This window comes from Pseudoalteromonas sp. P1-26 (genome assembly GCF_001401795.1).
Classification (GTDB): Bacteria; Pseudomonadota; Gammaproteobacteria; order Enterobacterales; family Alteromonadaceae; genus Pseudoalteromonas.
The window spans coordinates 16,969-30,810 of record NZ_LKDX01000047.1 but is presented as its reverse complement, the minus strand read 5'-3'; the positions used below and the strand labels follow the sequence as shown (position 1 = coordinate 30,810).

At 41.8% G+C, this 13,842-nt stretch carries 15 protein-coding genes; 11 read left to right on the top strand and 4 right to left on the bottom strand.

Translation table 11 applies throughout. The features are described from left to right. The first annotated feature begins 255 nt into the window (after positions 1 to 255). From AN394_RS17780 to AN394_RS17770, 3 genes are all read left to right on the top strand, one after another. Entirely contained in the window at positions 256 to 699 is a 444-nt protein-coding gene (locus AN394_RS17780; protein ID WP_055022156.1) for a hypothetical protein, read from the top strand. Between the two features lie 98 nt (positions 700 to 797). After that, positions 798 to 1,112: a hypothetical protein gene (locus tag AN394_RS17775; RefSeq protein WP_054562704.1), complete on the top strand. Its 315-nt coding sequence runs from the start codon at positions 798 to 800 to the stop codon at positions 1,110 to 1,112. A 17-nt stretch (positions 1,113 to 1,129) separates the two neighbouring features. Next, entirely contained in the window at positions 1,130 to 2,203 is a 1,074-nt protein-coding gene (locus AN394_RS17770; RefSeq protein ID WP_082401630.1) for an endonuclease/exonuclease/phosphatase family protein, read from the top strand. 63 nt (positions 2,204 to 2,266) lie between these two features. Here AN394_RS17770 and AN394_RS17765 read toward each other — a convergent pair whose 3' ends face one another. Beyond that, positions 2,267 to 3,643, bottom strand: coding sequence for an NAD-dependent succinate-semialdehyde dehydrogenase (locus tag AN394_RS17765; RefSeq protein ID WP_054562702.1), 1,377 nt, complete (start codon positions 3,641 to 3,643; stop codon positions 2,267 to 2,269). 165 nt (positions 3,644 to 3,808) lie between these two features. On the opposite strand from AN394_RS17765, the gene AN394_RS17760 reads away from it, so the two are divergent. The 3 genes from AN394_RS17760 to AN394_RS17750 are packed head-to-tail and all read left to right on the top strand — an operon-like array spanning position 3,809 to position 5,953. Then, on the top strand, positions 3,809 to 4,846 hold the full coding sequence (locus tag AN394_RS17760; protein WP_054562701.1) for a nitronate monooxygenase family protein: 1,038 nt from the start codon (positions 3,809 to 3,811) through the stop codon (positions 4,844 to 4,846). Beyond that, complete coding sequence (locus AN394_RS17755) at positions 4,843 to 5,409, top strand: Crp/Fnr family transcriptional regulator (protein ID WP_054562700.1); 567 nt, start codon at positions 4,843 to 4,845, stop codon at positions 5,407 to 5,409. The genes AN394_RS17760 and AN394_RS17755 overlap by 4 nt, the downstream gene beginning before the upstream one ends. 49 nt (positions 5,410 to 5,458) lie before the next feature. After that, a complete protein-coding gene (locus AN394_RS17750; protein ID WP_054562699.1) occupies positions 5,459 to 5,953 on the top strand; it encodes a YgjV family protein in 495 nt (164 codons plus the stop codon). A 7-nt stretch (positions 5,954 to 5,960) separates the two neighbouring features. Here the strand turns inward: AN394_RS17750 and AN394_RS17745 are convergent, their stop codons facing one another. Together AN394_RS17745 and AN394_RS17740 are read right to left on the bottom strand one after the other, a co-directional pair. Continuing rightward, positions 5,961 to 6,494 (bottom strand): cytochrome b, encoded by a 534-nt coding sequence (locus AN394_RS17745; protein WP_054562698.1) that lies wholly within the window; start codon positions 6,492 to 6,494, stop codon positions 5,961 to 5,963. 81 nt (positions 6,495 to 6,575) lie between these two features. Next, positions 6,576 to 7,088, bottom strand: a complete 513-nt coding sequence (locus tag AN394_RS17740; RefSeq protein ID WP_054562697.1) for an NUDIX hydrolase — start codon at positions 7,086 to 7,088, stop codon at positions 6,576 to 6,578. Between the two features lie 214 nt (positions 7,089 to 7,302). On the opposite strand from AN394_RS17740, the gene AN394_RS17735 reads away from it, so the two are divergent. Genes AN394_RS17735 through AN394_RS17715 form a run of 5 tightly spaced genes read left to right on the top strand, consistent with a single transcriptional unit; the run spans position 7,303 to position 12,843 of the window. Continuing rightward, positions 7,303 to 8,643 (top strand): sigma-54 dependent transcriptional regulator, encoded by a 1,341-nt coding sequence (locus AN394_RS17735; protein ID WP_054562696.1) that lies wholly within the window; start codon positions 7,303 to 7,305, stop codon positions 8,641 to 8,643. Between the two features lie 10 nt (positions 8,644 to 8,653). Beyond that, on the top strand, positions 8,654 to 8,863 hold the full coding sequence (locus AN394_RS17730) for a histidine kinase (protein WP_054562695.1): 210 nt from the start codon (positions 8,654 to 8,656) through the stop codon (positions 8,861 to 8,863). Between the two features lie 22 nt (positions 8,864 to 8,885). Continuing rightward, the gene (locus tag AN394_RS17725; protein ID WP_054562694.1) at positions 8,886 to 10,364 is read left to right on the top strand and encodes an ATP-binding protein; all 1,479 of its coding nucleotides are present in this window, start codon (positions 8,886 to 8,888) and stop codon (positions 10,362 to 10,364) included. After that, positions 10,364 to 10,825 (top strand): response regulator, encoded by a 462-nt coding sequence (locus AN394_RS17720; protein ID WP_054562693.1) that lies wholly within the window; start codon positions 10,364 to 10,366, stop codon positions 10,823 to 10,825. The genes AN394_RS17725 and AN394_RS17720 overlap by 1 nt, the downstream gene beginning before the upstream one ends. Before the next feature lie 50 nt (positions 10,826 to 10,875). Beyond that, positions 10,876 to 12,843: a response regulator gene (locus tag AN394_RS17715; protein WP_054562692.1), complete on the top strand. Its 1,968-nt coding sequence runs from the start codon at positions 10,876 to 10,878 to the stop codon at positions 12,841 to 12,843. Here the strand turns inward: AN394_RS17715 and AN394_RS17710 are convergent. After that, on the bottom strand, positions 12,806 to 13,828 hold the full coding sequence (locus tag AN394_RS17710; protein WP_054562691.1) for a LacI family DNA-binding transcriptional regulator: 1,023 nt from the start codon (positions 13,826 to 13,828) through the stop codon (positions 12,806 to 12,808). The genes AN394_RS17715 and AN394_RS17710 overlap by 38 nt on opposite strands. Positions 13,829 to 13,842 lie beyond the last annotated feature (14 nt).

Sequence of the window (13,842 nt, the reverse complement as noted above, 5' to 3'; positions counted from 1 at the left end):
TGAGAGTAAGTGCCTGTGAAGCGCCCAAAGGGTTGGTTTAAAAGCGATTTATACTGCGTTATTGATTTTAACAATAGAACCACTATTACTTGCAATCAATGCCTTGCCTAAATCGCTTTTAATTCCAACTGAAACTCGCATCTTGAGGTGGTTTGGGTATATAAGTAGTTAAGTTTTTAAATTGTAACCCTTCATCTATGATTCAGGCTAAAACGTTAGGCTTTTTACCAAGAGCAAACGTTGAGGGTCTCTATTATGAATAAATTACTTACTATCTCAGTTGCCGTTTTAGGTTTGAGTTTGATACCTATGGAAGCAAACGCGAAACATGATCGTGACCATGATAGATACGAACAAAAACACGAACGCAAAAAGCACAAAAAACACCACAAGCATAAAAAACATCACAAGCATCACCATCATGACAGATATGATCGTTACGATAGATACGACCATTACAGCTACCGTGATTTACCACCCGGTTTATACAAAAAAGTAGGGCATGGTGGTGGCTTACCACCAGGTTGGTATAAGCGTTATCATCATGGTGATATTCTTGACCGAGATATATATCGTCATGGGCGAGTGATTAAACGTCGCGACCGAAATGGTATTATTGCCATCGAAATCGACGACCGCCTTATTCATCTAGTACACGATACGCGAGAGATTCTATCAATCGTTACTCGCCATCGTTAATTCTGTCAAAAGCCGCTTAGCGGCTTTTTTTAGCTGTTTCATACCCAGTTCAGAAAAACTTGCTACGCTTAACTAGGACTAACAAAAGGAGCACTCGTATGAAAGCATTGTTAACAGTTGCAGTGATTGGTTTAAGCCTAGTGACGGCTGGCGCACTTGCAAAAGACAAGGATAAGGACAAAGGTAAAAGTCTGCCACCTGGCCTTGAAAAGAAGCTTGATAATGGTGGTGATTTACCACCCGGTTGGCAGAAGAAATTACGCAAAGGCGATATTCTTGACCGTGATATTTACCGCCGCGGTAAAGTGATTAAATCACGAGACAGAGATGGTCTAATTTCAATTCAAGTAGACGATACTGTCGTGCGTTTAGTGGAAGATACCCGAGAAATTATTTCTATTTTGAGTCGCTAATTTTGCTTGAATCGATCATGACTTATGGATTGAGTTCACTATTGGCCATGCTGCTAGTGGTCTCAATCTTGCCATTTTCATATTCCCAACATTATTTAATTCGCAGTTGTGACTTTGTACGCTTGCAAGTGGTTTACCTTGCTTGTGCGAGTTTAATTGCTGCAAGCTATTTAATCAGTCGTACGGGATCAATGCTTTATATTGGTTGTGCTCTGGCGAGTATCATCGTGCTGCTTTTACAAGTTGGCTGGATTTATCCTTACACAAGACTAGCTAATAAGGAAGTTGCCTCAAGCAATAAAAGCGATAAGCACAGTATTCGTATTATGTCGGCAAATGTACTGATGTCGAACACCGAATATGCCAAACTAATTGGCTTAGTCAAAACGCACCAACCTGATTTCCTCATTACGTTAGAGTCTGATCAAACTTGGCAAAATAAACTGAGCAGTTTAGAAAAAGAGTACCCATATCGTGTCTACTGCCCAAAAGATAATCGTTATGGCATGCACTTGTACAGCAAGTTTAAAATTAAACAACAGCAAGTTTGTGAGCTTATAGAAAGCGACATCCCCTCAATTCATATTTTGTTTGAAGATGCAGATGGCGTAGAAGTACAAGGGCACTTTATTCATCCTGCTCCCCCGAGCCCCACAGAAGAAGACAGCTCACGACCGCGTGATACTGAGCTGATAATTTTAGCTAAAGCACTTAAAAACAGACAGCGACCTTGTATTGTTGCCGGTGATCTAAATGATGTTGCTTGGTCGCGGAGTACCCGCTTGTTTATGCGTATTAGTGGTTTGTTAGACCCACGCAAAGGTCGCGGCTTTTTTAATACGTTTCATGCCAGTTATTTCTTTATGCGCTGGCCGCTTGATCACCTTTTTCATAGTAATGAGTTTAGCGTTAAGCGTATTGAGCGTTTGGCAAAATATGGCTCAGACCATTTTGCACTACTTACTGAACTTGTTTATAACCCCGATTCTGACAATCAAAAACAACAAGAGCAGATTGATAAAGAAAAAGCAGTGGATGAGTTAAAAATGCCAGCAGCGTCTAAGCAGCAAGTGCCAATGTTTAACAAGTGATAACCTTATTCAGGGCGGACAATTAGATATAAGAAAGGGCTCTAATGAGCCCTTTCTTTGTGGTTAGTCGTTGACCATAATGGTTTTGATATTAACAAATTCACGTAGCCCAAAGCCGCCGTGTTCACGACCATAGCCACTGTCTTTTACACCACCAAATGGTAAGTTCGGTTGCGCAAGGCCATAACCATTAATATTCACCATACCGGTATCAAAATGATGCTTTGCAAGCTCAATAGCTGCTTGTTCGTCTTTTGAGAAAATACCGCCACCAAGACCATAGCGAGAGTCATTAGCAATTTGCATTGCCTCATCATTATCTTTTGCCCTGATAAGCGATGCTACAGGTCCAAATAATTCATCATCATAGGCGGGCATGCCCGGTTTAATGTTTTCAAGTAGAGTCGGGGTGTAATAAAAGCCTGTGTGCTCAGCAACTTTACCGCCAGTAACAATGCTCGCACCTGCATTGACTGAATCAGTCACTTGCTGATGAAGTTTATCGCGCAAATCTTTACGGGCCATTGGACCGAGCGTGGTTTTTTCATCATTCGGGTCACCAAGAACAACTTGTTCAAATTGATCTTTAATTAAGGCTTTAAAATCATCGTATAAAGCATCAACCACAATAAAGCGTTTTGCGGCAACACAGGTTTGCCCGTTATTGATCAAACGCCCTTGTGTACATGCGGTAATCGCCGTATTTAAGTCAGCATCATCAAGTACAACATAGGCATCGTTACTACCAAGCTCAAGTACCGTTTTCTTAACCTGTTTACCTGCAAGCTCAGCAACTTTTTTGCCTGTTTCGTCGCTACCAGTAAATGTCACACCTCGAATAGCTGAGTGCTCAATCAGTTTGCTTGCGGTTTTTCCGTCAATCAGTAAGTTTTTAAAGCAATAGTCATCAAAGCCTGCTTGAGTAAATAACTGCTCAATTTTTTCAGCCATGCCAAATACATTACCAGCATGTTTTAGCACTGTAGTATTGCCCGCCATGATATTCGCGCAAGCGTAGCGAATGACTTGATAAAGCGGGAAGTTCCAAGGTTGGATACCTAAAACGACACCGATTGGTTGGTAGCTAATAATTGCACGGCCGTCTTGCATATCTCGTTTTTCATCAGCAAGCACTTTTGGCCCTTGTTCTGCGGTATAGCGACAAATTGCAGCGCATAATTCAACTTCTTGTAGGCCTTGCTGATATAACTTGCCCATTTCATCGGTCATCAATTGCGCTAATTCTTGTTGATTAGACTCAATCACTTGTGCAAGTTGATTGAGTAATTTAGCGCGCTGTTCATGGGATGTTGTGCGCCACTTTAAAAAAGCTTGATGACATTGGTCAACTTCACTCTGTGCTTGTTGCAATGATAATAAATTATACGTATTTAAGGTTTGCTCATTGGCTGGATTGATTGTAGTAACAGTATCAGTCATCATTATCTCCTTACAAAATTGTAGGAAAAGGTTTGCAAGGCTAATACCTAATTTTCGATATCCTAGCTATCTGATTTAATTGACTTTTATTTTAACTTAATATTAGCTAGGCACTCTTTTTCTGTAAAAACTGCAACAGGCTGCAAAACTTACAAGGAATACGTAATGATAAATTCTGTGTTAAATACCGAGCTTGCGATTATTCAAGCGCCGATGGCAGGTGTGCAAAATGCCAAACTGACAGTGGCTGTGTGTGAAGCAGGGGGGCTTGGCTCGTTACCTTGCGCTATGCTATCGGCTGAGCAACTTGTCTCAGAGCTTGATTACATTAGTCAGCATACGGATAAGCCGTACAATCTTAATTTCTTTTGTCATCAAACACCTGACTATACACTGGCTCAGCAAACTGCTTGGCATAATGTGCTTGAGCCTTATTTTGATGAGTTTGCTGTCGATGCCTCACAATTTACCCGTAACGCTTCACGCCAGCCAATTAATCAACAAGTGATCGATATTATCGCGCCTTATAAGCCCGCTGTTGTGAGTTTTCATTTTGGTCTGCCCAGTAAAGAGATTGTTTCTCAGATTAAAGCGTGGGGCGGGGCTGTTCTTTCATCAGCCACAACGCTTGACGAAGCGCGCTGGTTACAAGCAAATGGTGCCGATGCGGTTATTGCACAAGGGATTGAAGCTGGTGGTCACCGAGGTCATTTTTTATCGATGGATTTATCGCTGCAACCAACCACAGCGCAATTAGTGCGAGAATGTGTAGAGCTTGAAATACCGGTTATTGCAGCAGGTGGAATTTGCTCAGCTGAAGATGTAGCTCAGTACCAAGCATTAGGTGTATCTGCTGTGCAGGTGGGGAGCGCTTATTTACTTTGCGAAGAAGCGACAACAAGTGCTTTACATCGTGAAGTATTAAAAACGGCTAAGCCAGACTCAACAGAATTGACAACCTTATTCTCTGGTCGCCCAGCACGAGGAATACGCAACAGAGTGATGCAAGAGTTAGGGGCGATGCCAGAGCAAGCGCCGCCCTTTCCATATGCATCGATTGCGATGACGGCATTACGTGCAAAAGCAGAGACTAAAGGCGACAGTGGTTTTTCTCCGCTTTGGTGTGGTGAGCGCTTTGTGGTTCGAGAAGGGGTTAACGCCCAGCAAATTACTGAATTACTAATGCAAGGTTGGCAATCTTGACAGATACCCAGTTACTTCCGCTCGGTGATAGTTATCATCAGCTAGCCGGTGAATTTCGTAACAAACTTGCAGGGCAATGCGCTATAAAGCGGTACGCTAAAGGTGATGTTTTATTGCAGCAAGGCGACGAACAAGATGCAGGTTACTTAATTATATCTGGGGTGCTTGGGGCATTTCATGCATCCTCGCAGGGTACGCAAAAGTGTAAAGAGTTTTACTTTCAAGATGAATTTGCACTGCTTTATGGTAACTGGTTAATTAAAACCCCAGCGCTTTATCAGCTAAAAGTAATACGTGATGCTGAGCTTATTAAGGTGCCTTTGGCTTTACTTGATAGTGCCGACTGGCAAGCAATAAAACATCAGTTAATTAGTCAGCAATTATTGTTTAAAGAAGCAAAAGAAGCGTTTTTATTACTCAATACCCCTGAGCAGCGTTACCAATATTTACTAGAACAAAAGCCGCATTGGCTTGAACAACTGAGTTTAAACGAAGTTGCTATGTATTTAGGGATCTCTGCGATTTCTTTATCGCGAATTAGACGGCGTCTTAACTTAAGTTAAGGCGCAGCAAAATAGTGAACATTACACTGCTGGTTTTTCAGGAGTCGTTATGTTTATTTTATCTCAGTGCTTAGTTGCCATTGCCACATTACTCGATTTGGCTTCATTTCAGTTTAAACAAAGGCAGGCAATTTTAGCTTGTTTGTTTAGCTCGGTTCTACTGACATCTGTGCACTTTATGCTGCTCGATAACTTCAGTGCAGCGAGCTTAATGCTGATTGCAGCACTACGTTATGGCTATTGTATTTTTGCCCGCAAAACCTGGGTGATGATAGCTTTTATGCTTTTGAGTATTAGCGCAGTACTATTTACTTGGCAAAGCTGGGTTAGCTTTATCGCGCTGTCGGCAACGTTACTGCAAACTTATGCTTCATTCCAAGGCAAAGATTTTACCTTACGCATACTGATGATTGTTGGCACGATTGGTTGGATAGCCCATAACACTTTGGTTTTTTCACCACTAGCAGTGGTAATGGAAACGGTATTTTTAATAAGTAATTTAGTGGGCTTATGGCGTTTTTATGCTCACCCTAAGCCCGCTTAAATTTGATTTAAGACTTACCTAGCATGCGACTAAGCATGCCATCTTTGTCAACAAACTGGTGTTTAAGTGCTGCGGCAATGTGTAAGGCTAAAATCACCACGATAATAAGCACTGAACTGTGATGCACAAAGCTGCCTGCATCAGCAAGCCAAGGTGTTTTCTCTGGTGCGCTCAATAGCTCAAACTCAAAGAAGCTAATTGCACGACCACCCGCATAGCTCATGATAAAACCAGATAACGGCATAGCTAGAGTTGCAAGTAATAATAAGCCATGAGTGAGGTGAGCAATCGCTGTTTGCCATTTAGGCATTGCAGATGTCGCGGGTAATGCACCTTCTTTAATACGCCAAATAAGCCTTGCAATGGCAAAAACTAATACCACTAAGCCCATTGATTTATGCCAACCCATATAAGTAAATTTAGCGGGTGGCTCGGCAAAATCAGCAACATAAATGCCCATCGCGAATACGCCGATAAACAAAATGGCAACGGTCCAATGTAAAAGGATGGTTGGTTTTGAAAGGGGGGCTACCTTACTCATGGTTTACTCTCATAATTGGCTTTAACTATAAGTATAGACTGCCACAATATCTGATGGTTGCGTAAAGTAATGTAAAATAACTTAAAGAGTGTCAGCAATGAGCTTTAATAAAAAGGTCTCGCGCTGAATCGATAGTCCCTGTTTATCACTCATTGTCATAGTGGTTTCGTTGTGTGCGATGGCATCAAAAATATTCACCCACTTAGGGTGCATGCCATTTTGCACTTCGTAATGCTCCATTTTAGGATCTGCAAATTCATCGCTAATTTCACAGAAGTAGCAATAGGATTTGATATGAACACAATCAAAGTCGTCTTTATACCAAGGCCTAACTTCTTCGTATAATCCTAATGGTTGCTTTATTTTAATTTGTAGTGCACCTGTTTCTTCATGTAACTCTCGTAGAAGCCCTTGCTCAATGCTTTCGCCTTCATCAACGCCACCACCAGGTAGGCTGTAGTCATCATAACGGGCGGTGTATAAAAGTAGTATTTGTTCACCTTTTAAAACAATGGCGCGGGCAGTGTGACGAATGAACACCGTTCCATAGTCATTACTTAAACTTGGGTGAATTACTTTTCTTAATAACTTCATAGGATTACAACTTTAAATTAATGCAAGTACAGCTTAGCTTAATATTGAACGTGCCATAATAACCTTTTTTTCGCATTTAATTCATTATGCTTACCCCAAATTGAAACTAATAAGGTAATATAACTGGAATTAAGAACTATTTAGGTATCTAACGTTTAGTTTTATTTTCGAAAAAACTTTGCGTAGAATGGTAGAAAAAGCTTAGGAAATTAATATGTTGAACGTACTTTTAGTTGATGATGACAGTGAATTTAGCGATGTAGTTTGTCATATAGTTGAGTTCCTAGGGCACAATATAAATACCGCAGCGAACCTTGCTGAAGCTGAGCAATGGTTTGAAAACAACACGTTTGATCATGTCTTTTTAGATTTTATGTTGCCAGATGGCAGCGGCCTTCATTTACTAGAGCACTTAAAGGCTATCGGTCAATCGCCTCGTGTTACGTTAATTTCAGGTCACCCTTCAGTAAAAGGTAAGTTGGCTGAAATGTGTGAGCCAAATGTCGGCCACCTAGTTAAGCCACTGCAACGTGAAGATATTGAGCGTGTACTTAACCCTAAAAAAGCAGCCCCTAAGAAAAAAGCAACGCCAGCGATTAAACGCCACTTCGGCACTCTAATAGGTGAATCTGAGGTGATGCAAAAGCTTTACACTATGATTGAACGTGTTGCAGCCACTTCTGCCAATGTAATGTTGATGGGTGAAAGTGGTGCCGGTAAAGAAGTGGTGGCGCAGGCGATACACAATGCGACTGAGTGTGATGGTCCGTTAGTGGCAACCAACTGTGGTGCATTTTCAAAAGAGCTGATTGGTAGCGAGCTTTTTGGTCATGAAAAGGGCGCGTTTACAGGGGCTATTGCGCGTAAGGAGGGTGTGTTTGAACAAGCTGCTGGTGGTACTCTGTTTTTAGATGAAGTAACTGAAATGCCAATTGATATGCAGCCAAACTTACTACGCGTGCTTGAAAGCAAAAAAGTAACCCGAGTGGGTGGCACAAAAGAGCAAGCAGTAAATTGCCGTGTTATTTCTGCAACCAACCGCACCTTGACCGATCTTGCGCAAAACAATGTTATCCGTGAAGATATTTACTTTCGTTTAGCGGTATTCCCCATTGATATTCCACCGCTTCGTGAGCGTAAAGAAGATATTCCACTGCTTGCAAGTGCCTTTTTAGAGCAACTCAATGAAGAAAACGGCACTGATTTTAAATGGCAAGCGGCGCAAATCAAAGAGCTTGAGGCCCATGATTGGCCGGGTAACGTACGTGAACTTCGTCACGCTATTCACCGCGCCTTTATTATGAGTGACCCTAAAGGCACAGCTATTACTTTACCTGAATCGCTAGAGTCGCCATTTTCTAAAGTGAATAAAGAGAGCCAAGCAAACCAAGTTGTTGCAGGGCAAACCATTGAAGAAGTTGAAAAAGAATTGATCCACGCTACTTTAGATAAAGTACAAGGTAATAAGACGATTGCAGCACAAATGCTGGGGATCAGTACGAAAACACTTTATAACCGTTTAAATGCTTATGGAGGCATTGGCGAATACAAATAAAAGGATAGCTATGAATAATAACGAGTCTTTACGAAAAATGGTACACGATGCCCGTGCGCCGCTGAACCGTATCTCAATGAATGCAGAGTTAGTTAAGCTCGTATTAGAAAATGATATGCCAAAACAAAAAGCATTAGAGGCATTAAATAAAATAATAGCTAATTGTCAGCAGTGTAGTGAGCACTTACAAGAAATAAGTGACACTCACGCTGCAGATTAAGCACTCATAGATTAGGAAGCAAATGCAAAAACAAAAAGGAAAGATAGCGGTCAATTGGGCAGGCTTTATAGCTGTGGTGCTCTGTATCGTGGTGGCTAATGCGTTTTTAGCTCTTAATAGCATTCGCTCACTCACCGAAACACAAAGTAGTCTTGATAACACCAATTCGCTCAACACCGCGATTGAGCGTTTGCACTTATCTGTGGTGCAAGCTGAGTCAGGTCAGCGTGGTTATTTACTTAGTGACCGAGAAGATTATTTACTGCCTTACAATGATGCAATCGCTTCAATGCAGGCGCAGATCATGCTTGTGAAAAGTTTGCACTCAGAAATTGAAGGGCAAGCAGACCGCATTGCTCGTTTAATACATTTGGTAAACGACAAAGTGGCGGTAATGACCAAAACAACTGATCTGGCACTTGCGAATAAAGATGTTAAGGCTCGCCGCTTGTTACTAACAGACCAAGGTCGCGATCTATATAAAGATATTCGTACAGCAGTTGATGAAATACAAATGCGAGAGCTTAACTTTAAGATAGAGCAGTTTGCAAAGCTCTCGCAAATCAAAAACGAAGCGAAGATTACATTTGCTATTACGGCTGTGACCAGTACCTTATTGATTATAGGTATGTTTGTATTAACACGTATCAACTTACGCAACCAAGCTAAATACAGAGCTGAGCTTGAAAATCAAAACGAGAATCTAGCGGCAAAAGTTGCAGAACGTACGCAAGAGCTAACTATCTATTCTGATGAGCTAAGCCGCTCAAACAGAGAGCTTGAAGACTTTGCTTTTGTTGCAAGTCATGATTTACAAGAGCCACTGCGTAAGATCCAAGCCTTCAGTGACCGCCTTGAAAAAATGTTCAAAGATGAACTAGGTGAAAAAGGCATCGACTATATTAGCCGGATGAAAAATGCGGCTCAGCGTATGTCTAATTTAATCAATGACCTGCTTGAGTTCTCACGCGTAACCACCCGTGGTAAAGATTTTACTGATACTGATTTAAATGAAGTTGTTGCAGAAGTTCTTGATGATCTTGAAATTGCGATAAAAGAATCTGAAACTACGGTTAATCTTGATACTTTACCGCATATTCAAGCCGATCCAAGCCAAATGCTGCAATTGTTCTTAAATATTCTTTCAAATGCGGTGAAGTTTAGACGTGAGAATGTTGCGCCTGTGATTGATATTATATACCAGCGAACGTCAGAATTTAGCGAAGCTCACAATAGTGATGTGGAGTGGGAAGTTATTACCATTTCAGATAACGGCATCGGCTTTTCTGAAGAGTATCTTGAAAAAATATTTGTTCCGTTTCAGCGACTGCATGGTCGTTCTCAATATAAAGGCACAGGCATAGGTTTATCAGTTTGTCGTCGTATTGTTGAGCGTCATGGCGGAGAAATAACCGCAAGCAGTCGCGTTGGTGAGGGTGCAAGCTTCACCCTTAAACTACCCGTGGAAGCATCGCTTTTCACATTACAAGGAGAGGCGTAATGCCACTTAATAAAGTTAAACCAATTACCATTTTAATGGCTGATGACGACGAAGATGATCGTTTATTAACCCAAGATGCATTGGCCGAAAGCCGTGTATTGAACGAGCTGTTTTTTGTTGAAGACGGTGTAGAGTTGCTTGAATACCTTGAGCGTAAAGGCAAATTTAGTGAAAAAGAAAACTCGCCTCGTCCGGGCTTGATTTTACTCGATTTAAATATGCCGCGTATGGATGGCCGAGAAGCATTACAAGCCATCAAAGCCAACCCTAACTTAAAGGGTATTCCAGTAGTGATTTTAACCACATCAAAACAAGAAGAAGATATGGTTAAAGGCTACGACTTGGGCGCTGCATCATACATCACTAAACCGGTTACTTTTGAAGGTTTAGTTGAGTTAATGCAAACACTAGGGAAATACTGGGTAGAGTTTGTAGAGCTACCACCCTCACAGAACGATTAAGTCCAATTCGCATAAATACTTAATTAAGCTAATTGGAATAAGGAATAAGAATGTTAGACAAGGTAACCCGATTACTCTTAGTAGAAGACGACGAAGACGATTATATTCTTACTTGCGACTACCTAGACCAATTAGGTTCCCATACATTCGATGTTGAGTGGTTAAGTTGCCCTGAAGAGGCCATTAGTGAGCTTAGCGAAAACAAACATGATATTTGTTTGTTAGATTATCGCTTAGGCGCATCAGATGGCCTCGAAGTACTAAAACGGGCTGTGGCAAATGGCTTTCGCGGCCCGATTATCATGCTTACCGGGCAATCAGATGAAGCTCTCGATTCTGCAGCGCTCGATGCCGGTGCGGTTGATTATCTGGTTAAAAGCGAGATGAACTCTAGCCGCTTTGCCCGTGCTATACGCTACGCTTTAGCTCGCCGAGATGTTGAAGATGAGCGTGTTGAACGCTTAAAAGCAGAAGCTGAAAACCGATCTAAAGACCGCTTTTTGGCCCATTTGAGTCATGAGTTACGTACACCTCTGTCTTCTATCTTGGGTTACACTGAGTTACTCATGCAAAGTGATAAAAATCAGCATGCTCAAAATGAGTTGGGTGTGATCTACCGAAATGGTAAACACTTACTGAGTTTACTAAATGATGTGCTCGACCTATCAAAGATTGCTGCCGATAAACTGGAGCTCAATTGCAGTGATGTTAACTTAGATAGCCTAATGGCTGACGTCTATACCTTAATGCGCGTTTCTGCGCTTGATAAAGGCTTAACTCTTAAGTTTGAGTCGCAGCAAGCTCTGCCTTTAGTTATAAACACAGACGCTACACGGTTACGCCAAATCCTCATTAACATCATCAACAACGCAATCAAGTTTACCAACCAAGGCGAGATCACAGTGCGAGCTTGGACTGCTTGGGTTAATGAACGAGAAATGCTGTTTTTTAGTATTAAAGACACAGGCCTTGGTATTCCAGCTGAAAAACAAGCACTGATTTTTAAACCATTTGAACAAATTGCCGATGTAGAATCACGAGATGTCGGTGGAGCAGGACTGGGCCTTGCTATTTGTTCAGAGTTACTTAGTCGTATGCAAGGCTCTATTGAACTTGAATCAACGCAAGGGGTGGGCTCTGAATTTACCCTTTCGATTTACCCTGGCAATATTCGAGATATTGAACGCCAAGTGCTGCGCTTTGATTCAAACCCCGATTGCCAGCAAAAACTAGCAACGTTAAAAACCACAGGGCGAGTATTAGTGGTCGACGACCTAAAAGATTTACGTAATCTCGTTGGTCATATGATCACCAGTACTGGCGCAGAAGTGGATTATGCCGAGCACGGTAAACAAGCAATTGAAAAAGTAGCTAATGCAGAGCAAGCGGGTAAGCCTTTTGATATTGTATTTATTGATTTGCATATGCCGGTTATGGGGGGCAAAGAAGCCACTATTGAGCTTCGTAAAATGGGTTATCAAGGACCAATCATCGCGCTTACAGCTGCCACCATGAAAGGGGTGAAAACTGAGTTAAGTGCGCTTGGCTTTAACGATATGATTGCAAAACCGGTTGATTCTGGGTTGCTTTACCAAGTGCTCAATCATTACATTTGCGAAGGCAATACAGAACCAGTAGTTGAGCAAGACGACAGCCCTGAAGTGACCTTACAGAGTACACGCTATTTATTGGTTGAGGACGACAGTGATGCTGCGCAAATCACTCAGTTATTGCTTGAAAGCTTAGGTGTTGAAACTGTTATAGCGCCAAGTTGTGCTGCATGTCTTGCGACCCTGAGTGAAGATCAAAACTTTGCTAAAGTGTTACTCGATATGCATTTGCCGGATGGTGAAGGGCTTGATTTAGCCCATGAGATAAAACAGCGCCACCCTGACTTAAATCTAGTCATTGTTAGTGGCGCAGAGCCAGAGCCAGAAAAAATTGAACAACTTGAGATTGAACAAGTGTTATTAAAGCCGATTAACCTTGGCTTGTTATCTGAGCTGATTGGCGGCTAATTGAATGTCTAACTATCAGCTCTGGTTCAAATAGCGTTTGTAGTGGTGGGGTTTGTTTTTGATAAACATGATTTAACACCCAATCTGCTGCCATGCGACCCATCTCATCTATTGGGTAATTAACGGTGCTCAATTGTGGGTAAACGTGACGGGTGAAAAATACGTTATCGTAACCCATAATCGACAATTGCTTAGGTAAAGTTAACCCTAAATCCCGCGCGCTAGCCATGGCGCCTACAGCCATTTCATCATTGGCACAGATGAGCGCTGTGAATGGATGCGTTTGTTGATGAAGTGCTTTTAAACCTTCGTAACCACTCGCTTCCATGAAGTCACCTTGGAATAATAGGTTTTCATCAAACTCAAGATTAAACTCAGCAAGGGCCTGTTTATGTCCTTCTAGACGGTCTTTGGCATCTTGTTTCCAAAGCGGCCCGCTGATGTAGGCAATATTTTTATGACCTTGCTCTAACACATGCTTCGCCGCTAAATAGCCACCTTTAATGTTGTTAAGCAAAATACAGCGGTCACTGAGTTCGCTGATATAGCGGTTGATCAAAACAAACGGCGTCCGACCTTTACTGAGTTTTATAAGGTAGTCGTCGCTGACCGCTTCAACATGCAAAATAAGGCCATCGCAGTTACGGCTAATTAAAAATTCAATCCCTTGTTTTTCGCGTTCTTCATCACTGTGACCCGCAGCAATAATCAGATGTTTGCCTTGGTTACGAAAGGTATTTTCAATGCCGCTCATCATAGGCCCGTAAAACGGACCCTGTAATTCAGAGACCAGTAGGCCAACACTGTTCGAGCAATTTGATGCCAATGACTGAGCAATTGAGTTAGGTCGATAGCCAAGTTCATCCATTGCGGCAGTGACTTTTTTACGTGTTGCATCACTGACATTTGCATTGTTGTTCATTACTCGTGAAACGGTTGCAAGAGAAACACCTGCAAGTTTCGACACCTCGTAAATGGTGGCCATGTTATTCCTTTTTA

What these genes read in the sequence shown, in the direction of transcription:
- AN394_RS17765 (WP_054562702.1), bottom strand. Translation starts at nt 3,643, where the DNA reads ATGACTGATACTGTTACTACAATCAATCCAGCCAATGAGCAAACCTTA.
- AN394_RS17780 (WP_055022156.1), top strand. Translation starts at nt 256, where the DNA reads ATGAATAAATTACTTACTATCTCAGTTGCCGTTTTAGGTTTGAGTTTG.
- AN394_RS17770 (WP_082401630.1), top strand. Translation starts at nt 1,130, where the DNA reads ATGACTTATGGATTGAGTTCACTATTGGCCATGCTGCTAGTGGTCTCA.
- AN394_RS17735 (WP_054562696.1), top strand. Translation starts at nt 7,303, where the DNA reads ATGTTGAACGTACTTTTAGTTGATGATGACAGTGAATTTAGCGATGTA.
- AN394_RS17710 (WP_054562691.1), bottom strand. Translation starts at nt 13,828, where the DNA reads ATGGCCACCATTTACGAGGTGTCGAAACTTGCAGGTGTTTCTCTTGCA.
- AN394_RS17720 (WP_054562693.1), top strand. Translation starts at nt 10,364, where the DNA reads ATGCCACTTAATAAAGTTAAACCAATTACCATTTTAATGGCTGATGAC.
- AN394_RS17750 (WP_054562699.1), top strand. Translation starts at nt 5,459, where the DNA reads ATGTTTATTTTATCTCAGTGCTTAGTTGCCATTGCCACATTACTCGAT.
- AN394_RS17725 (WP_054562694.1), top strand. Translation starts at nt 8,886, where the DNA reads ATGCAAAAACAAAAAGGAAAGATAGCGGTCAATTGGGCAGGCTTTATA.
- AN394_RS17740 (WP_054562697.1), bottom strand. Translation starts at nt 7,088, where the DNA reads ATGAAGTTATTAAGAAAAGTAATTCACCCAAGTTTAAGTAATGACTAT.
- AN394_RS17745 (WP_054562698.1), bottom strand. Translation starts at nt 6,494, where the DNA reads ATGAGTAAGGTAGCCCCCCTTTCAAAACCAACCATCCTTTTACATTGG.
- AN394_RS17730 (WP_054562695.1), top strand. Translation starts at nt 8,654, where the DNA reads ATGAATAATAACGAGTCTTTACGAAAAATGGTACACGATGCCCGTGCG.
- AN394_RS17715 (WP_054562692.1), top strand. Translation starts at nt 10,876, where the DNA reads ATGTTAGACAAGGTAACCCGATTACTCTTAGTAGAAGACGACGAAGAC.
- AN394_RS17760 (WP_054562701.1), top strand. Translation starts at nt 3,809, where the DNA reads ATGATAAATTCTGTGTTAAATACCGAGCTTGCGATTATTCAAGCGCCG.
- AN394_RS17775 (WP_054562704.1), top strand. Translation starts at nt 798, where the DNA reads ATGAAAGCATTGTTAACAGTTGCAGTGATTGGTTTAAGCCTAGTGACG.